The organism is Antarctobacter aquimaris, assembly GCF_900184945.1.
Classification (GTDB): Bacteria; Pseudomonadota; Alphaproteobacteria; order Rhodobacterales; family Rhodobacteraceae; genus Maliponia; species Maliponia aquimaris.
Genome location: NZ_FXYF01000003.1, coordinates 381531 through 400014, shown reverse-complemented (window position 1 = coordinate 400014; position 18484 = coordinate 381531). Strand labels below are relative to the sequence as shown.

The 18484-nt window shown below is 69.5% G+C and carries 17 protein-coding genes; 9 read left to right on the top strand and 8 right to left on the bottom strand.

The features are described from left to right. Positions 1–35: 35 nt before the first annotated feature. The gene (locus MAA8898_RS07560; RefSeq protein WP_094020458.1) at positions 36–479 is read left to right on the top strand and encodes a MaoC family dehydratase; all 444 of its coding nucleotides are present in this window, start codon (positions 36–38) and stop codon (positions 477–479) included. A gap of 220 nt (positions 480–699) precedes the next feature. Here the strand turns inward: MAA8898_RS07560 and MAA8898_RS07555 are convergent, their stop codons facing one another. Together MAA8898_RS07555 and MAA8898_RS07550 are read right to left on the bottom strand one after the other, a co-directional pair. After that, the gene (locus tag MAA8898_RS07555) at positions 700–1590 is read right to left on the bottom strand and encodes a dihydrodipicolinate synthase family protein (protein ID WP_094020371.1); all 891 of its coding nucleotides are present in this window, start codon (positions 1588–1590) and stop codon (positions 700–702) included. A 118-nt stretch (positions 1591–1708) separates the two neighbouring features. Beyond that, positions 1709–2758 carry an NAD(P)/FAD-dependent oxidoreductase gene (locus MAA8898_RS07550; protein WP_094020370.1) on the bottom strand — a complete coding sequence of 350 codons (1050 nt, stop codon included), beginning with the start codon at positions 2756–2758 and terminating at the stop codon, positions 1709–1711. A gap of 49 nt (positions 2759–2807) precedes the next feature. On the opposite strand from MAA8898_RS07550, the gene mnmC2 reads away from it, so the two are divergent. Both mnmC2 and MAA8898_RS07540 read left to right on the top strand, forming a co-directional pair. Next, entirely contained in the window at positions 2808–3479 is a 672-nt protein-coding gene (gene mnmC2, locus MAA8898_RS07545) for a tRNA (5-methylaminomethyl-2-thiouridine)(34)-methyltransferase MnmC2 (protein WP_094020369.1), read from the top strand. A gap of 53 nt (positions 3480–3532) precedes the next feature. After that, complete coding sequence (locus tag MAA8898_RS07540; RefSeq protein ID WP_094020368.1) at positions 3533–4402, top strand: DMT family transporter; 870 nt, start codon at positions 3533–3535, stop codon at positions 4400–4402. Between the two features lie 177 nt (positions 4403–4579). Here MAA8898_RS07540 and MAA8898_RS07535 read toward each other — a convergent pair whose 3' ends face one another. After that, positions 4580–6541, bottom strand: coding sequence for a lytic transglycosylase domain-containing protein (locus MAA8898_RS07535; protein ID WP_094020367.1), 1962 nt, complete (start codon positions 6539–6541; stop codon positions 4580–4582). Between the two features lie 147 nt (positions 6542–6688). Here MAA8898_RS07535 and dapA point away from each other — a divergent pair, with 147 nt between their 5' ends. From dapA to MAA8898_RS07510, 5 genes are all read left to right on the top strand, one after another. Next, the gene (gene dapA / locus MAA8898_RS07530) at positions 6689–7564 is read left to right on the top strand and encodes a 4-hydroxy-tetrahydrodipicolinate synthase (RefSeq protein WP_094020366.1); all 876 of its coding nucleotides are present in this window, start codon (positions 6689–6691) and stop codon (positions 7562–7564) included. 220 nt (positions 7565–7784) lie between these two features. After that, positions 7785–8255: a signal peptidase II gene (lspA, locus tag MAA8898_RS07525; RefSeq protein WP_094020365.1), complete on the top strand. Its 471-nt coding sequence runs from the start codon at positions 7785–7787 to the stop codon at positions 8253–8255. A 51-nt stretch (positions 8256–8306) separates the two neighbouring features. Next, entirely contained in the window at positions 8307–8828 is a 522-nt protein-coding gene (locus MAA8898_RS07520) for a DUF3035 domain-containing protein (RefSeq protein WP_094020457.1), read from the top strand. A gap of 97 nt (positions 8829–8925) precedes the next feature. Further along, positions 8926–10278 (top strand): M16 family metallopeptidase, encoded by a 1353-nt coding sequence (locus MAA8898_RS07515; protein ID WP_094020364.1) that lies wholly within the window; start codon positions 8926–8928, stop codon positions 10276–10278. Next, positions 10275–11594, top strand: coding sequence for a M16 family metallopeptidase (locus MAA8898_RS07510; protein ID WP_094020363.1), 1320 nt, complete (start codon positions 10275–10277; stop codon positions 11592–11594). The genes MAA8898_RS07515 and MAA8898_RS07510 overlap by 4 nt, the downstream gene beginning before the upstream one ends. 102 nt (positions 11595–11696) lie before the next feature. On the opposite strand, the gene MAA8898_RS07505 is transcribed toward MAA8898_RS07510, so the two are convergent. The 4 genes from MAA8898_RS07505 to MAA8898_RS07490 all read right to left on the bottom strand — a co-directional run bounded on the left by MAA8898_RS07505 (position 11697) and on the right by MAA8898_RS07490 (position 17149). Then, positions 11697–12290 carry a methyltransferase family protein gene (locus MAA8898_RS07505; RefSeq protein WP_245853276.1) on the bottom strand — a complete coding sequence of 198 codons (594 nt, stop codon included), beginning with the start codon at positions 12288–12290 and terminating at the stop codon, positions 11697–11699. A 147-nt stretch (positions 12291–12437) separates the two neighbouring features. Next, the gene (gene purH / locus MAA8898_RS07500; protein WP_094020361.1) at positions 12438–14027 is read right to left on the bottom strand and encodes a bifunctional phosphoribosylaminoimidazolecarboxamide formyltransferase/IMP cyclohydrolase; all 1590 of its coding nucleotides are present in this window, start codon (positions 14025–14027) and stop codon (positions 12438–12440) included. 37 nt (positions 14028–14064) lie between these two features. Beyond that, positions 14065–15813 (bottom strand): heparinase II/III family protein, encoded by a 1749-nt coding sequence (locus MAA8898_RS07495; RefSeq protein WP_094020456.1) that lies wholly within the window; start codon positions 15811–15813, stop codon positions 14065–14067. Between the two features lie 88 nt (positions 15814–15901). Then, positions 15902–17149, bottom strand: a complete 1248-nt coding sequence (locus MAA8898_RS07490; RefSeq protein ID WP_094020360.1) for an RsmB/NOP family class I SAM-dependent RNA methyltransferase — start codon at positions 17147–17149, stop codon at positions 15902–15904. A gap of 120 nt (positions 17150–17269) precedes the next feature. On the opposite strand from MAA8898_RS07490, the gene MAA8898_RS07485 reads away from it, so the two are divergent. Continuing rightward, on the top strand, positions 17270–17461 hold the full coding sequence (locus MAA8898_RS07485) for a DUF1674 domain-containing protein (RefSeq protein ID WP_094020359.1): 192 nt from the start codon (positions 17270–17272) through the stop codon (positions 17459–17461). Positions 17462–17630: 169 nt separating this feature from the next. Here the strand turns inward: MAA8898_RS07485 and dapB are convergent, their stop codons facing one another. Next, positions 17631–18440 (bottom strand): 4-hydroxy-tetrahydrodipicolinate reductase, encoded by an 810-nt coding sequence (dapB, locus tag MAA8898_RS07480; protein WP_094020358.1) that lies wholly within the window; start codon positions 18438–18440, stop codon positions 17631–17633. Positions 18441–18484: the final 44 nt, after the last annotated feature.

Sequence of the window (18484 nt, the reverse complement as noted above, 5' to 3'; positions counted from 1 at the left end):
GTTTATTACCGGACGGTTTGCCAATGGAGGACCGGATGTTGGACAATCTGCCGCGCGGCACGATCTGCATCGAGGACATCGAGATGGGCATGGTGCGTTCCCTGCGCAAACAGGTGACCGACCAGGACATCGAGATGTTCGCCCAGGTCTCGACCGACCGGAACCCGGTGCACCTGGACGACGATTACGCGCAGGACACCATCTTCGAGGGGCGGATCGCCCACGGGATGCTCACGGCAGGGCTGATCTCTGCGGTGATCGGCGAGCAGCTGCCGGGCCATGGCACGGTCTACCTGGGCCAGACGCTGAAATTCCTCGCCCCGGTGCGGCCGGGGGACGTTGTCTATGCCGAGGTCAAGGTGGTCGACATCGACTTTGCCAAGCGCCGCGTCACATTGGAGACTCATTGCGCGGTGGACGGCAAGAAGGTGTTGATCGGCGAAGCCAAGGTCCTCGCACCGTCCCGGAAGTTCGATTAAGGCATTCTGCGCGAAGGCGCACGAATGCCAGTGCGCAGGGTCATGGTTGCGCAGCAACCGTGACCGCGGCACTCGGTTGAGGTCAATAAAACTCCTCAATTCTGCGCGAAGGCGCACGAATGCCGGTGCGCAAGGTCATGGTTGCGCAGCAAGCCTGACCGCGGCACTCGGTTGAGGTCGAAAACACTCTCAATTCTGCGCGAAGGCGCACGAATGCCGCCTAAAGCGCCCCCACCTTCTCCAGCGCCCGCCGCACCGCCTCCACCTGCTCCTCCGTCAGCCGCGCCTGCGGTGGCGCCGGATCGCCGCAATCGAACCCCTGCAGCCGCAACCCCGCCTTGACCGCGCCCGCCAGGTTGTAACGGGCAAAGACCTGGTTCACCGCCCAGAGGTCCCTTTGCAGCGCCATCGCCTGCTCCCAATGCCCCGTCCTGCACAGGTCGAACAGCCGCACGCTCTGCCGCGGCACCAGGCAGGACGGCCCCGCCAGCCAGCCGCGCCCGCCGATCATCATCACCGCCACGGTGATGTGCGACGAGGCGGCAAACACGCCGATCCGCCCCTCGGTCCGGTTCAGGATCGACAGCAGCCGGCCGGTGTTGGTAGAGGCGTCCTTGAGAAACAGGATGTTGGGATGATGCGACAGCGCGTCGATCGCCTCCATCGTCAGGTCCGAGCGCTGGAAATTGGGGTTGGTATACAGCGTCACCGGCGCGTCGGTCGCATCGGCGATGGCGGTGAAATAGTCGATGACCCCCTGATCCGAGATCGGGAAATAGGCCTCCAGCACCGCCAGGATCCCGTCCGCCCCCAGTGCCGCCCAGCGCTTGGCCTGCGCCACCGCATCGCGCGTCGTGGTGGCGGCAACCCCGGCGATGACCGGCACATGCCCGTCCGCCGCCTCGACCGTGGTGGCGACGACGCGCTCCTTGGCGGCAAAGTCCAGATAGGCGAATTCGCCGGTCGATCCCAGCGGGGTCAGCCCGTGCACCCCTTCGGTCACCAGGTGACGGCAGAGCCGCTTCAGCGCGGCCTCGTCTACCTGCCCCGCCGCCGTCAGCGGCGTCGGCAGGTAGGGCACCACGCCCCGCAAGTCGCGAATGTCGATCATGGCGCTCTCCTCTTTCCGCGTCAGCCTGACCAAACCAGCGCCGCAGGGGCGCGGTCAAGGCCGGGGACGGCGGGCGGGGCGCATTTCGGCGCAGCCGGAACAGCGCCGTTCCGGCGTCCTAGAGGCAATCCTCCACCCGGAACCCCTCGGGGATGCCATCACGCCCCTCCAGCACCAGGTCGGCCATGACCTCGGCCACCTTGGGCGCCATGCCAAAGCCGATCTTGAACCCGCCGTTGGCCACGAAATGCCCCGGTCGGCCCGGCCAGCCCCCCAGCATCGGCGCCCGCGTCCGCGCCTGCGGCCGCACTCCGGCCCAGCGCTCCACCACCGCCGCGCCATGCAGCGCGGGCACCGCCGCAAAGGCCCGCTCGACCAGCGCCTCGCACTGCGCGTCCACCGAGGCGGGATCGTCGAACACCCGCTCCGAGGTCGACCCCACCGCCACCGTCCCGTCGACATGGGGCACGAGGTGCAGCCCATCGACGAACAACTGCGGCGCATTCGGCGCCGGATGGCGCAACAGCACCGACTGGCCCTTGACCCCGTCGCCCACCTGCCGGCCCAGCGCCTCGGACAGCGCGCGCAACCCCTGCCAGCCGGTTGCCCAGACCACCGCGCCTGCGTCCTCCGCCTCGGTCACGACCTCCACGCCGGAGACCTCCAGCGCCGCGACCAGCGCAGCGCAGGCCCGGCGCGGGCACATCCGCGCGCTCAACGTGTCGCGAATCACCAGCCCCGTGGGCGTCACCGGCACGAATCCATCGACCGCCGCCGCCTCGGCCACCGGGATCACCTCCCAGATCGCCCTGCCCTGCCACAGCGCCGCCGCCGTCCCGCCCCGCGCCTGCGCCAGGGCCAGCGCGGCCGCGTCCGTCACCGGCTGCAACCGCCCGGTGCGCCCGTAGCCCGCCGAAACGCCCCCCGTGGCCGCCACCCCGGCCCAGAACCCCTCGGCCATCAAGAGGCTCTCCAGCTGGAAGGCCTTCTTGGCGTTCCAGTTCTCCGGCACATGCGGCGCCAGCGCGCCGACGATCCCGCCCGAGGATCCGGCCCCCGGGCCAAACGGATCGACCACCCGCACCCGCGCCCCGCGGCGCACGCAGGCCCAGGCCACCGACAGGCCGAATATCCCCGCCCCGCGCACCGTCACGTCCACGCTTGCCATCGCCCGCATCCCCCGCCAGAACCACCGGTGTTTCATATGGACAAAACCCATGCCCGACCAGAGCGCGCTGGACTGGCGCGGCGAGACTCCGGTCTCGACCCGCTTCGAAGACCCCTACTACTCGCTGGAGAACGGCCTGGCCGAAACCGCCTATGTTTTTCTCTCCGGCAATCGCCTGCCGGAGCGGTTCAGGGACGGCTTTCGCATCGCCGAGCTGGGCTTTGGCACCGGGCTGAACCTGCTCGCCGCCCTGCACGCCTGGCGTCAGAGCGGCACGCCGGGCACGCTGCATTTCACCAGTTTCGAGGCCTTTCCACTGTCCCCGCAGGACATGACCCGCGCCCACGCCGCCTTTCCCGAGATCGCTGATCTGGCCGCCGAACTCGCCCCGCACTGGGGCAAGCACGCCTTCACGCTGCCCGGCCTGCGCTTCGCGCTGTTCGAGGGTGACGCGCGCGACACCCTGCCCAGCTGGCCGGGACAGGCCGACGCCTGGTTTCTCGACGGCTTTTCCCCCGCCCGCAACCCGGAGCTCTGGTCGCCCGAGCTGATGGGTGAGGTCGCCCGCCACACGGCGCCCGGCGGCACGGCGGCCAGCTACACCGCCGCGGGGCATGTGCGGCGGGCGTTGCAGGCGGCGGGGCTTGAGGTCACGCGCGCCAAGGGCTATGGCCGAAAGCGTCACATGACGACCGCCTGCAAGCCGGACCTGTCCACCTGACGCCCCGGCGGCGCCGGCCGCCGAACCCGCCCCCTCTTCGGAAAGCGCGCACCATGGCACAGCAGAACACCCGGCTCGGCATCTCGCTGATGGTCGCCACCACCTTTGTCTTTGCCCTGCAGGACGGGATCTCGCGCCACCTGGCGGGGGAATACAATGTCATGATGGTGGTGATGATCCGCTACTGGTTCTTTGCCGCCTTTGTGCTGACCGTGGCCGGGCGCAAGGCCGGCGGGCTGAAGGCCGCGGCGAAAAGCGCCTTTCCCTGGTTGCAGGTCTTTCGCGGTGCGCTGCTGGTGGTCGAGATCAACGTCATGGTGCTGGCCTTCGTCTACCTGGGGCTGGTCGAAAGCCACGCGGTCTTTGCCTGCTACCCGCTGCTGGTGGCGGCCTTCTCCGGCCCGGTGCTGGGCGAATACGTCGGTTGGCGGCGCTGGACGGCGATCGGTGTCGGCTTTGTCGGCGTCATCATCATCCTGCAACCCTCGGGCGGGGTGTTCTCGCCCTACGCGGCGATCCCGCTGGTCGCGGCGCTGATGTTCGCGCTCTACACGCTGCTGACGCGCTACGTCGCGCGGGCCGACAGCTCGGCGACCTCGTTCTTCTACACCGGGGTCTCCGGCGTGGTGGTGGCCACCGCCATCGGCATGTGGTTCTGGGAACCGATGATCCCCCCCGACTGGGGCTGGATGGCGCTGCTCTGCCTGACCGGCGCGAGCGGACATTACCTGATGATCCGCAGCTACGAGGTGGCCGAGGCCAGCGCCCTGCAACCCTTCGCCTACCTGCAACTGGTCTTTGCCAGCGCACTGGGTCTGGTGGTTTTCGGCGAGGCGCTGCGCTCGAACGTGGTTCTGGGAGCCGGGCTGATCGTGGCGGCCGGGCTGTTCACGCTCTGGCGGCAGCGGCAGGCCCGGGCCTGAGGATATCTTGGGGGCGCTGCCCCCGTCGCCTGCGGCGACTCCCCCGGAGGTATTTTTGCAAAGAAGAAGCGCTAATCGCGCCCTAGTTTCTTCTCTGGTCAAATACCCCGGGGTGAATGGTCCGAAGGACCAGAGGGGCAGCGCCCCTTCCTGAACGGTCCGCATCACTCGCAAGGCTCATTCGCCGGGAACGGCACCGGCCCTGAGGGTGCTGCCCACCAGCTCCTGGCTGAACGGCACCGGGTGCGGCGGCTTGCCCAGCCGGGCGCGGTAGACCGGCAGGCTTTCGGTCACCCGCATGACGTAGTTGCGGGTCTCGTCGAAGGGGATCAGCTCGATCCAGTCGATGATGTCCACGGCACCGGTCCGGGGATCGCCGTTGCGCTCCATCCAGTTGATCGGGCGGCCCGGCCCGGCGTTGTAGCCCGCCGCCATCATCACCGCGTTGCCGTTGAACCGCTCCGCCAACCCGGCCAGGTAGTTCGACCCGAGCCGCGCGTTGTAGGCCGGATCGGTCAGCAGGCGGTCGAGGTCGTACGCGATGCCCAGCTTTTCGGACACCTGCTTGGCGGTGCCGGGCATCAGCTGCATGTAGCCGCGCGCCCCCGCGCCCGAGATAACCCCCGGGTCGAACTCCGATTCGCGGCGCGCGATGGCCAGCACCAGTTCCTTGGGCACCGGGTATTCACCCTCCAGCACCTTGGGGTCGAGCGCATAGTAGGGGCCCGGAAGCTCGATGCCGAACTGTGCGGCGCGCTTGCCCAGCATGACCTGCACATGTGGACGCTGCATTTCCATCAGCATGACGCCCAGCCGGCCCATGCCCTCGCGGTCGAGCGATTCGGCCAGGTGGGTCAGGAACCGCTCGCCCAGGTCGATTTCGCCCGCGGCCAGCAGCAGGAGACCGGCCTCGAACACGCTGGTTTTCGTGAACGGCGCCTCGCGCCAGTCGGCAAAGGCCTCCTTGCCGGTCAGCCTGGGATCGGACGGCACCCCGGCGCGTTCGGCGGCGAGCAGGCCGTAAAACGAGGTCTGGAACCCCGCGCCCATTGTGTAGGCCTCTTTCGCCTTGGCGGCATTGCCCTGCGCCTCGTAGGCGCGGCCCAGCCAGTAGCCCGCCCGGCCGGCCGAGATCGGTGTCCAGACCGCCTCGCGGAAGTTCTCGAAATGCGCCACCGCCAGGTCGGCGCGGTCGAGAAAGCGCAGCGCGATGAAGCCGGCGAGCCACTCCAGCTCGGCGTAGTCGCTGCCCTCGACCAGCCAGTGCCGCGCGGCGATCTCGTAGGCCTCGGCATGGGCGCCGTCGATCATCCGTTCGCGCGCGAGGTCCACGCGCTGCGGCGCCCAGGCCCAGGGTTCGCCCAGCCCGGCCCGCGTGGCCGAGCGTTCGCGCAGCAGCTCGATGGCGTCGGCGGTGCGCCGCTTGCGCACCCGCCACAGGAATCGTTCATAGGCCAGGCCCGCGTTGTCGGCCAGTTCGGCCGGCACCTTGGTGATCAGCGTATCGACGCCGGGGGCGGAGGCGCGCAGCGCCAGCCGCGCCTCGGCCAGCGCCTTCCAGCCGTCGTCCACCAGGTTCACCATGGCGCCCGCGTCGCGGCTCCAGCCGTTCCACAGCGCCATGTCCAGCCGCGCGACGTGGTGCTCCTTGAGGATCTCGCCCCAGTTCTGGGTAAAGGCGCGGCGCTCGTCGCTGGTCATCTGCAAGGTGCGCCAGGCCAGCACGATGTCGGCCTGCGCGAGCCCCTCGTCGCCCGAGGCCATGTGCGCCCGCGCCAGCGCCAGCGCGCCCGACCCGGTGCGCGGCTGGTGGTCGGCGAAAAAGGCGCGGATGCCGTCCAGCGTGGCCTCGGACATCGTCGGTTCGGATTTCTCGCGCAGGTAGTCCATGCCGGGCCAGTCGGCGTTGCGGGCGATGAAATCCTGCACTTCGCGCACATCGCCGCGCCCGGCGCGCAGCGCGTGCCACAGGATCACGTCGACTGCGGCCTGCCCGTCGCCGCGCGCGGCGATGCGGGCGGCGGCCCAGTTGCCTTCGCGCATGGACTTCATCGCCTGCGCCAGCGCGGCACCGCGGTCCTGCGCGGCGACCGGCACGGCCCAGAGCAGCAGCACTATGAGGGGTAGGAGACGCGACATCGTCTTGCTTTTTCCGTCCTGAAAAGGAATAGACGCTACGCGAAAAGCATATGTCCGGGGTCCTTCCGTTCAACTCACAATACCGATGGGTCGGCGGAATTCCACCCTCGTGGCGATCACGGGAAACGCAAGAGAGAGGAGCGTGTCATGTTCAAGGGGTCGATGCCTGCACTGGTCACGCCGTTCAAGGACGGCGCGGTGGATTTCGACACGCTCAAGCAGCTGGTCGAATGGCACATCGCCGAAGGCTCGCACGGGCTGGTGCCGGTGGGCACGACCGGCGAGAGCCCGACGCTGAGCCATGCCGAGCACGAGGCGGTGATCGAATGCGTCGTCGCGGCGGCGGCGGGCCGGGTGCCGGTGATCGCCGGGGCCGGGTCGAACAACACCGAGGAGGCGATCCGATTCACCCGGCATGCCCATCGGGTCGGCGCGACCGGGGCGCTGGTGGTGACGCCATACTACAACAAGCCGACGCAGGCCGGGCTGATCGCGCATTTCACCGCCATCCACGACAGCGCCGAGATCCCGATCGTGATCTACAACATTCCCGGACGCTCGGCGGTGGACATGTCGCCCGCCACCATGGGCGAGCTGGCGAAACTGCCGCGCATCGTCGGCGTCAAGGACGCCACCGGCGACCTGGCGCGGGTCTGCCAGCAGCGCATCACCTGCGGGCCCGACTTCGTCCAGATCTCGGGCGAGGATGCCACCGCGCATGGCTTCAACGCGCAGGGCGGCGTGGGCTGCATCTCGGTCACCGCCAACGTGGCGCCGCGGTTGTGTTCGGAGCTGCAATCGGCCTGCCTGTCCGGCGACTACGGCAAGGCACTGACGATCCAGGACCGGCTGATGCCGCTGCACCAGGCGATCTTTGCCGAGCCGGGGCTGTGCGGCGCGAAATACGCCATGTCGCGGCTGGGGCTGTGTTCCGAAGAGGTGCGGCTGCCGCTGGTGCCGGTGACCGAACCGACGCGGGCCAGGCTGGACGCGGCGCTGCGCCACGCGGGTCTCTTGAACTGAGGCCCGGCCGCGGCCGGACAGGGCGACGGGGGCTCTGCCCCCGGACCCCCGGGATATTTCGCGCCAGAAGAAGCCCGGGGTCGGCGCCTATCTGATCGGCTTGGCGCTTGCGCCCGGGCGCGGGCGCTTCTAGGACAGGCGCGGAACGGGGGCGCACCCCGGCGGACGAGGCGAGGCGGTTCTGGCACAGTCACGGGCAAAGACGCGAGGCAACGGCGGGCTGCGGCTGGTGGGCTGGGTCACGCTGGGCATTTTCGTGCTGGACCAGGTGACGAAATACCTGGTCGTGCATGTCATGGGGCTGGGCAACAAGCTGGCCATCGACGTGCTGCCGCCGCTGCTGAACCTGCGCATGGCCTGGAACTACGGCGTGAACTTTGGCCTGTTTGCCGGCGACGCGGCGGCGACGCGGTGGATCCTGATCTCGGTCGCGCTGGGCATCGTGCTGTTCGTGCTGGTCTGGATGCGGCGCGATCCGCCGGGGCGGCTGGGGCTGATTTCGGCCGGGTTCCTGATCGGCGGGGCGCTGGGCAACGTGGTGGACCGGCTGGTCTATGGCGCGGTGGCGGATTTTCTCAACATGTCGTGCTGCGGGATCGACAACCCCTATGCCTTCAACGTCGCGGACATCGCGATCTTTGTCGGCGCGGTCGGGCTGGTGCTGTTTCCCTCGGGCAAAAAGGCCCCGTGACGGGGCGGACCAGATGCGGTAGGACTGACGAAAATGCGACGGAGGATGGCGATGCGGCGGGCGCATCTGGTAGCGATACTGGCACTGGCGGGCGTGGCGTCCTGCGCGCTTGTCGACCGTGACAAGCCGTTGCGCGACATGCGCACCGGCACCGGGCGGCCGCAGGAATTCTCCATCGTGCCGAACAAGCCGCTGGTGCAGCCCGAGAGCTATGCCCAGTTGCCGACGCCGACCCCGGGCGGCGCCAACCGCACGGATCAGACGCCCAAGGCGGATGCCGTGGCGGCGCTGGGCGGCAACCCGGCGCGGCTGATCGCCGGCCAGGGCGTGCCGGCGGGCGATACGGCGCTGATCAACCGCGCCAGCCGCTTTGGCCGTGATTCGGGTGTGCGCCAGGAACTGGCCGCCAAGGACGCGGATTTCCGCCGGTCCAAGTCGATCTTCAACTGGTCGATCGTGCCGCGCGACGAATACAACCAGGCCTACAAGCGCATGACGCTGGACCCCTACGAATGGCTCCGCCTGTACCGCCGCGCCGGCGCCCAGACCCCGGCCGCCCCGCCGGAGGGCTGACGGCCCACCGGCCCCGGTCACGACCGCGTCACAGCGGGTTGAACTTGGCAAGGCCGGGCGTAGGTTAGCAGACATCCGGATAACTCGAGGATGTCTCATGCGTTTTCTGACACTGATCCTCGCCGTGACCGTCTCGACGGTCCTGGCGATCGCCGCCTCCGCGCAGGAGGCCGGCAAAGTCAGCACCTTCTCGCTGGACAACGGCATGGACGTGGTGGTGATCGAGGATCACCGCGCGCCGGTCGTCGTGCACATGGTCTGGTACAGGGCGGGTTCTGCCGACGAAGAGCCGGGCGTTTCCGGCGTGGCGCATTTCCTGGAACACCTGCTGTTCAAGGGCACCGACACGCTGGCCCCGGGCGAATTCAGCGCCACGGTGGCGGCCAACGGCGGCACCGACAACGCCTTTACCAGCTACGACACAACCGCCTATTTCCAGCGCGTCGCCGCTGACCGGCTGGGCCTGATGATGCAGATGGAGGCCGACCGCATGGTCAACCTGCGCCTGTCGGAGCAGGACATCCTGACCGAGCGCGAGGTCATCATCGAAGAGCGCAACCAGCGGGTCGAAAACAGCCCCGGCGCGCTGTTCCGCGAGCAGGCCAACGCCGCGCTCTACCTCAACCACCCCTACGGCACGCCGATCATCGGCTGGCGGCACGAGATGGAGCAGCTCGATCTCGACGACGCGCTGGCCTACTACCGCCAGTTCTACGCGCCCAACAACGCGATCCTGATCGTCGCCGGTGACGTCACGCCCGACGAGGTGCGCGCCCTGGCCGAACAGCACTACGGCCCGCTGCCGCCCAACCCCGAGCTGACCGAGCGCGCGCGCCGGACCGAGCCGTCCCACCTGGCCGCGCGGCGCATGGTCTACGAGGATCCGCGTGTGTCGCAGCCCTATGTCACCCGCACCTACCTGGCCCCGCCGCGCATGTCCGGCGCACAGGAAGAGGCGGCGGCGCTGACGCTGCTGACGCAGGTGCTGTCGGGCGGGCAGACCTCGGTCCTGACGCAAAAGCTGCAATTCGAGACGCAGAAGGCGGTCTACACCGACGCCTATTACGACGACACCACGCTGGACGCCTCCACCTTTGGGCTGGTCATCGTGCCCGCCCCGGGCGTGTCGCTGGACGAGGCCGAGGCCGCAATGGACCAGGCCCTGGCCGAGTTCATCGAGACCGGGGTGGACGCCGCGCAGCTGGACCGGATCAAGTTCCAGATCAAGGCGCAGCTGATCTATGCGCTGGATGACCCCGACCGCATCGCCCGGCGCTACGGCAACGCGCTGACCACCGGCCTGACGGTCGAGGACGTGCAGGCCTGGCCCGAGGTGCTGCAGGCGGTCACCGCCGAGGACATCATCGCCGCCGCCAAACACGTCTTTGACCGCCGCAAATCCGTGACCGGCCACATCAAGAGCGCTGCGGCGCGGGAGGTGACCCAATGATCCGCCGTTTCGTTCTGGCCTTCGGCCTGGTCTGCGCCGGCTTTGCCGCCCATGCCGAAATCAACATCCAGGAAGTCACCAGCCCCGGCGGGATCAAGGCCTGGCTGGTCGAGGAGCCGTCGATTCCCTTTGTGGCGCTGGAAATCCGCTTTCGCGGCGGCGCATCGCTGGACGCGCCGGGCAAACGGGGGGCGACCAACCTGATGGTCGGCCTGCTGGAAGAAGGCGCCGAGGGCATGGACGCCCGCGCCTTTGCCCAGGCGCGCGAGGAACTGGCGGCCGAGTTCCGCTACAATGCCGGCGACGATTCGGTGAGCATCTCGGCCAAGTTCCTGTCCGAGACGCGCGATGCCGCGGTGGACCTGCTGCGCGCCTCTCTGGTGGCGCCCAGCTTTGACGACGACGCGGTCGAACGGGTGCGCAAGCAGGTGCTCTCGGGCATCCTGTCGGACGCGACCGACCCGGACGAGATCGTCAGCGACGCCTTTTACAAGGCGATCTTCGGCGATCATCCCTACGGCTCCAACGACAGCGGCACCGCCGAAAGCGTGACCGCGCTGACCCGCGATGACCTGATCGCAGCGCACAAGGCGGCGCTGGCCAAGGACCGCGTCTATGTCGCGGCGGCCGGCGACATCAGCGCCGAGGACCTTGGCACGCTGCTGGACCGGCTGCTGTCGGACCTGCCAGAGACCGGCGCGCCGATGCCCGCGTACTTCGACGTCAAGACACAGGCCGGCGTGACCGTGGTGCCGTTCGACACGCCGCAGTCGGTGGCGATCTTCGGCCACAAGGGGATGAAGCGGGACGACCCCGACTTCTTTGCCGCCTACGTGATCAACACCATCTTCGGCGGCGGCGGCTTCGAGGCGCGGCTGATGAACGAGGTGCGCGAAAAGCGCGGGCTGACCTACGGCGTCTATTCCTACCTCTCGCCGCGCGACAATGCGGAACTGGTGCTGGGCCGGGTGGCCTCGGCCAACGACCGCATCGCCGAGGCGATCACCGTGATCCGCGACGAATGGACCAAGATGGCGACCGAGGGCGCCACGCCGCAGGAACTGGACCGCGCCAAGACCTACCTCACCGGCGCCTACCCGCTGCGCTTTGACGGCAACGGACCGATTGCGCAGATCCTGGTGGGGATGCAGATGGACGGGCTGACGCCCGACTACATCAAGACCCGCAACGCCCAGATCGAGGCGGTCACGCTGGACGACGTGAAACGCGTGGCCGCCGATCTGCTGCGCCCGGAAGAGCTGGTGTTCGTCGTGGTGGGCCAGCCGGTCGGCCTGGAAAGCACGGTCGGCCAGTAAGCCGCCGGATCGGACAAGACATAGGCCGGGGCATGTCCCCGGCCTCTTTCGTTAAAAGCCGAGAGCGTCGGTGAGCCGGCAGCGCGGATGTCCGCTCGGGCACTAGCTATCCCGAGGGGTTTCCCGGGGCCAACCGATCCACCGCGGAACCCGTGAGGCGAAGGTCTGGAACGCCGCGCCGTGGGTTTCCCGCAGCACGGCCTCTTCGGATCGGATTTGCAGTTCGGCGGAGGTCAGGAAAAGCAGCAAGGCCGCGATTCCCGGCAGGCTGGGATTGGCCAACGCCAGACCGGCCAGAAGGGCGGCTTGGCCCAGAAAGGTGGGATTGCGCGACACGGTGTAGAGGCCCCCGGTCACGAGCGCGCCAACGGCATCGGGTCGCACGCCAACGCGCCACGATGCGCCCATGGCCATCTGCGAGGCAAAGGCCAGCATCGCTCCGGCAACCGCCAGCATGTGCCCGGCCATGGCCAGCCAGTGGGGACCTCTCTGCCAAACCGGATCAAAGACGGAAACCGCAGGCGCGGCGATCCAGAGCAGCGGACCACCCAGCGCCAGGGCAAAGCTCGCCCGGAATCCCACGGCCGCGATTCGATCCTTTCCGCGCGCGGTTCCGAACAACCAGACAGACCGCTGCGCGGCCCGGGCGGCCAGGGCCGATCCGGCAAAGAACGCACCGAGGTAGAGCACCAGCACCAACAAGCTCGCGGCTTGAATAGCGGTCATCGACGGGCTCCGGGACAGCGGGCAGACCGGCAATTGCCGGCCAGACCCTCGGTTTCATCATGGACTGCCAGCGGCCGGGTCATATCCCCCGCCCATTCGGTCCTGCCCCACCCGCGCTCAGTGGCGGAAATGGCGCATCCCGGTGAACACCATGGCCAGCCCGGCTTCGTCCGCGGCGGCGATCACCTCGTCGTCGCGCATCGACCCGCCCGGCTGGATGACGCAGCTCGCTCCTGCCGCCGCCGCCTCCATCAGCCCGTCCGGGAAGGGAAAGAACGCATCCGAGGCCACGGCAGAGCCTTGCGTCAGCGGCGCAGGCAGGCCCAGCGCCTCGGCCATGCGCTCGGCCTTCTTCGCGGCGATCAGGGCGGAATCGACCCGGCTCATCTGCCCCGCGCCGACCCCCACGGTGGCCAGGTCGCGGACATAGACGATGGCGTTGGATTTCACATGCTTGGCCACCTTCCAGGCAAACAGCAGGTCGGCCATCTGCGCTTCGGTCGGGGCCTTCTTCGTGACCACCTTGAGGTCCGACAGCGCCCGCGCGCCGTTGTCGCGGTCCTGCACCAGCAGCCCGCCCGACACCTGCCGCCAGGCCAGCCCCGCCTGCGCCGGATCGGGCAGGCCGGGGGTCAGCAGCAGGCGCAGGTTCTTCTTGCCGGCAAAGATCTCGCGCGCCTCGGCCGAGATCGCCGGGGCGATGACCACCTCGGTGAAGATCTCGCAGATCGCCTGCGCCGTCGCGCCGTCCAACTCGCCATTCAGCGCCACGATCCCGCCAAAGGCCGAGGTGCGGTCGCAGTCATAGGCCTTCTGGTAGGCCTCCAGCAGGGTCGCGCCGCGCGCCACGCCGCTGGGGTTGGCGTGCTTGATGATCGCGCAGGCCGGCCCGTCGGCGGGCAGGAATTCCGACACCAGTTCATAGGCGGCATCGGTGTCGTTGATGTTGTTGTAGCTCAGTTCCTTGCCCTGCAACTGCTCGGCCACGGCCACCCCGGCGCGGTTGGAGCCATCGACGTAGAACGCCGCCGCCTGGTGCGGGTTCTCGCCGTAGCGCAGGCCCTGCGCCAGCGTCCCGGCAAAGACCCGGCGGCGCGGGGTCGTCTCACCGATGGCGCTGGCCATCCAGGTGCTGACGGCGGCATCATAGGCCCCTGTGCGGGCATAGGCGATCTGCGCCTGCCGCTGGCGAAAGGCCATCGTGGTCTGGCCGTCGTGCGCCTCCAGCTCGGCCAGCAGCGCGCCGTAGTCCTCGACATCGACCAGCGTGGTGACAAAGGCGTGGTTCTTGGCCGCCGCGCGGATCATCGCCGGGCCGCCGATGTCGATGTTCTCGATCATCTCGTCATAACCCGCGCCGCGCGCCAGCGCCGCCTCGAAGGGGTAGAGGTTGACCACCAGCAGGTCGATCGGCGCGATGCCGTGGGTTTCCATCGCCGCGACATGGGCCGCATCGTCGCGCAGCGCCAGAAGGCCGCCGTGCACCGCGGGGTGCAGCGTCTTGACCCGGCCATCCATCATCTCGGGGAATCCCGTCACATCCGCCACGTCGCGCACCGCCAGCCCCGCCTCGCGCAGCGCCTTGGCCGAGCCGCCGGTCGACAGCAGTTCGACCCCGCGCGCCGCCAGCGCGCCTGCCATGGCGATCAGGCCGGTCTTGTCGGAAACGGAAAGGAGCGCGCGGCGCACGGGTTGCAGGTCGGACATCGGTGATTCCCTCGGACGTTATCTGGACGATGACCGCTCAGACGGTCATGTCCGCCTCGTCACGGGTCAGGTCGCGGATCGCGAATGCGGTCTCCTGCGCCTTGGCCAGCGACCAGCGGACGCGCGTCGCATACTGCATCGCGCGGCCGGATAAAACGACCTGCTTCGTCGCACGTGGCTGAAGCCGCCCCTTTTCCAGGTAGACCGAGGGTTCCAGCGTCATTTCCACCGCCCCGTCATAACGGAACACCCAGATTTCGCCGGACCGCAGCGCCATCGACACCGCCGTGCCGCCCATGTCCAGGGCGACGTCCACGTCGGGGTGCAGGTGAAACCGCACCTCGTAGGGCAGCCCCGCCAGCCTGAGCGCGTCCATCGCCCGGTCAAAGCGTTTCTTCGACGGCCCGTCCAGCGCGACAAGGTAATCCTCGCCCTTCAGCGTGCGCCCGTCCAGCGACAGCTCCAGGCTGCGGGCATGGGTCAGTCCCTGCACCGTCACATAGCCATCGTGCCCGCCTTCAAAGCGCAAGCTCTCGGGCAGGTGGCTCATCTGGATCGGCACGTGGCGCGGCGCGTCCTCCAGCAGCTCGCGGCGCGCGTCGCCGATCCAGCGCGGCTGGCCCAGCCGGGCCGAGGAATAGCCTTGCAGGCACAGCGTGGAATGCGACGGCGTGGCCCGCCCCGCGCGCCGCCACTGTTCGCCAAAGCCGCCGCCCGAGCCGCAGTTGACGATCAGCGGCCGCCGCCCCGAGGTCAGCTCGAACGCAAGCGTCGAGGCATGGGCATGGGCCGAGGCCGCGCCCGCGGGCGGCGGGGCGGCGTCGACGATGATCGAGGAGCGCAGGGCCGACAGCCGGGCAAAGCCCATCGCCAGCCCGTCCGCCTGCCGCTTCTTGTTGCCCGAGGCCGCCAGCGCCCGGTCCAGCCGCCCTTCCAGACCCCGCCCGCCGCCATGGAACCGCGCCAGCCCGCCGTCCGCATGGCGCAGGGTGCGCAGGGTGGGGGCGATGCGGGCGATGGCGGTCAGGTGGTCCGGCTCGGGCTCCAGGTCGGCCTCGACCAGCGCCTGCTGCGCCCAGGTCAGCAGGGTAAAGACCTCCAGCAATTCCTCGGGGTTGCGGGTGGCGATGCCGCCCTGCGCGTCCACCTGTTTCGCGCAATCCGCGCCCAGCGCCTCGCGCGCGGGGGCGATATGCGCCTCCATCCCCTGCAACGACAGCCCGGCATAGAGCAGTCCGGTCATCGCCTCGAAGCGCGGCAGGCCGGGGGCGGCGACATGGGCGCGGCGCGCCAGAAAGCGGGTCTGCGCCGCCAGCGCGGCATAGAATTTCTCGCTGTCCTCGGCGCCGCGGCCGCGCAGCAGGAACAGCGCGTGATGGATCCAGCGGATCACCCGGCGGCCGGTCAGTTCCGGCGTCCAGCCGGGGCCGCGCCCCTTGCCATAGCGGGCGATCCAGTCCCAGAGCCAGTCCTGCGCCAGCGCGCGCGCCTTCATGTCGCCCACGGCGGCCAGGTCGTCGAGCCAGCCAAAGCCGTGGGTTTCCTCGGCGAAACTGCCGTCGGGCGGCTCAATCGCCCAGAGCAGGCGGCCCTCGGCCTCGACCAGGTGACCGGCGAACATCAGGTTCCCGGCGATCATCTGCCGCCCACGGGCGAAAAACCCCACGGTGCGCGGCTCAGGCTGCGAGACGAATCCTTCGGCCGGCCGCGTGCGGGCCGCCATGCGCGCCTGCATGCGGTTCATCATCCGCGCGTGCGCGGTCCGCCAGTTCCTGGCCGTGGACATCTCCATTGCTCTTCGACTGCCTCAGGTCGCCCGTTCCGGGCTTGTTGCCGGCAGGATAGCCGCGAAACCCGGGCAAGTCATCAAGGAGTTACCCCTTCGACAGCAGCGCCATGTAGAAGCCGTCCATGCCGCCCTTTTCGGCCCAGAAATCGGGCCTGAGGCGCAGCCCGCCCTCGTCTGACCGCCACTTGTCCTCGATCCAGGGCGCGTCCAGCGGCAGCACGCGCAGGTCCGGGTGGCGCGCCAGCGCCTCGTCGACCTGGCATTCGCCCTCGTCCGGGATCAACGAACAGGTGGCATAGACCAGCTTGCCGCCCGGCTTCAGCAGGCTCAGCGCCTTGTCGAACAGCGCCTCCTGCAGGCCGATCAGCTCGGTGATGCGTTCGCCCTGGTGGGCGTGCGGCAGGTCGGGGTGGCGGCGGATGGTTCCGGTGGCCGAACAGGGCGCGTCCAGCAGAACGGCGTCATACTGGCCCTCGTGCTCCATCGCGTCACCCGCCACCAGGGTGGCGCTCAGGCGCGTGCGGGCGAGGTTCTCGGACACCCGCTCCAGCCGCGCCTGCGACAGGTCGAGCGCGGTCACCTGCGCCCCGGCAGCGGCCAGTTGCAGCGTCTTGCCGCCGGGCGCGGCGCAGAGGTCCAGCACCGACAGGCCGGTGACGTCCCCCAGCAGCTTGACCGGAAGGGCAGCGGCGGCGTCCTGCACCCACCAGTCGCCCTCCGCGTAGCCGGGCAGCGCGCTGATCTGCCCCGCATCGCGCAGTCGCACCGAGCCGGTGGGCAGCAACTCGCCGCCCAGCGCCGACAGGTCCGCGCCCGGTTTCGGCGTCAGGTCCAGCGGCGCGCCTTCGAAATGCACCCGCTCCATGTTGGCGACAGCCTGCGGCCCCCAGGCCTCGACCAGCGGGTCGCGCAGCCAGCGGGGCAGACGCGGGAACCGCTGCTTGCCCCAGGCGGCGGGGCCGTCGGCGGCCACCTTGCGCAGCACGGCGTTGACCAGCCCCTTGGCGCTGGCCGTCCACTTGCCCTGGGCGGCGATCTCGACACAGTCGCTGACCACGCCATGCGCCGCGCCGCCGGCGCAAAGCTCGGCCGTGCCCAGCCGCAGGATGTTCATCACCCGCAGCGGCGGCGCCTTGCGCAGGTGCGGTTTCAGCAGCCTGTCGGCGCGCTCCATGCCGCGCAGGGTCATCACCGCCAGCCGCTGCGCCGCCGCCCGGTCGGCGGGGTCGAGCCGGTCCAGCCGGTCCGTCTCGGACAGGGGGCCGCCCTGCTCCAGCACCTGGTCCAGAAGGTCGACGGCGGCCAGGCGGGCGGGGCTGGGGGCTGCGGGCATGGGGGCTCCTTGCGAGTCTGGGCGGGTCTGCGGCGAGTCTGGGCGGGTCTGCGGCGGCGGGCAGGCTTGTCCCCCGAACCGACGGGCGTATATCAGGGGGGACCAGACGAGGAAAGACCGATGTCCGAAGACCCCAGACAGGACCTGCCCCCCGCCGCGCAACGCGCGCTGGCCGAGGCAGAAGAGCGCCGCGCCCGGGCCGAGGCCGAGGCAAAGGCCAACCCGCCACCACGGGAGCTGGGCGGCCGCGACGGGCCCGAGCCGGTGCGCTATGGCGACTGGGAGAAAAAGGGCCTCGCCATCGACTTCTGAGCGGGGCTTGGGCTCTCCGGTGGAAAAGACGGGGGCTCTGCCCCCGTCGCCTGCGGCGACTCCCCCGAGGTACTTGGAAAACCAAAGAAGCCAAACCCGCGCCCGCGCGTCGAGCGGAGCGCGCGGGTGGGCGGGTGGGGCGCGCTCCGGGCGGCGCGCGGGCGCGGGGTTACTTCAGGCCCAGCACGTCCAGCATGTCGTATTCGCCCGGATCCTTGCCCTGCCCCCAGACCGCCGCGCGCAGGGCGCCGCGGGCAAACAGCGCCCGGTCCGAGGCGATGTGTTTCAGCACGATCCGTTCGCCCTGGGTCGCAAAGATCACCTCGTGCTCACCCACGACGTCGCCGCCGCGGATGGCGTGAAAGCCGATGTCGCCGCGCTTGCGTGCGCCGGTCATGCCGTCGCGGCCACGGTCGGCCACATCGGACAGCGCCACGCCACGGCCCTCGGCCGCCGCCTCGCCCAGCATCAGCGCGGTGCCCGAGGGCGCATCGACCTTGCGGTTGTGATGCGCCTCGACGATCTCGATGTCCCAGTCGGCGTCCAGCGCCGCCGCCACCCGCTTTGTCACCTGGGTCAGCAGGTTCACGCCCAGGCTCATGTTGCCGGCCCGCACGACGATCGAATGCCGCGCCGCCAGGGCGATCTTGTGCAGGTCGTCGTCAGACAGCCCGGTGGTGCCGATCACGTGGACCAGCCGCGCCTGCGCTGCCAGCTCGGCAAAGGCCACCGTGGCCGCCGGCGCGGTAAAGTCGATCACCGCATGGGCGCGGGCAAAGCTGTCCAGCGGGTCGTCCGACACCATGACGCCCAGCGCCGCACCGCCCATCGCCAGGCCCAGGTCCTGGCCGATCCAGGGATGGCCGGCCCGCTCCAGCGCGCCGCAGAGGTGGAGTTTGTCGTGCGCCGCCACCTGCTGCACCAGCATCTGGCCCATCCGGCCCGACACGCCCGTGACGACTACGCCATAATCCTCCATGGTCCCCGCTCCCTTGGCTCAAAACTCCGGCACCTGTTACCGCC